The sequence below is a fragment of the Methylobacterium sp. AC315 genome (assembly GCF_979253755.1).
Genome location: NZ_CEEDEA010000106.1, coordinates 1 through 251, shown reverse-complemented (window position 1 = coordinate 251; position 251 = coordinate 1). Strand labels below are relative to the sequence as shown.

Sequence of the window (251 nt, the reverse complement as noted above, 5' to 3'; positions counted from 1 at the left end):
GTCGCCGTGGGGGTCTGCCGGGCCTGGTGCGGGATCAGGCTCTGCGCCCCCTCGTAGGGCGAGCGGAAGCCCGGCACCCCCTGGGCGATCAGCGTCGTCTGCCCGTGCAGCGAGAAGCGCCCGGGTTCGCCGTTGTCGGGATCGTGCGGTGCGGTCTCGTCCGGATCGGGCGGAGCCGTCAGGCCGCCCGGGAACCACATCAGCCGCGCGACCAGCTGGTTCGAGGTGACGCGCGCCCGGGACGTGACCGG

General features: G+C 74.5%; 1 pseudogene. It reads right to left on the bottom strand.

Going from position 1 to position 251, the window contains the following annotated elements:
- A pseudogene (locus AC0IY0_RS28885) lies at positions 1 to 251 on the bottom strand (carbohydrate porin); the annotation flags it as partial.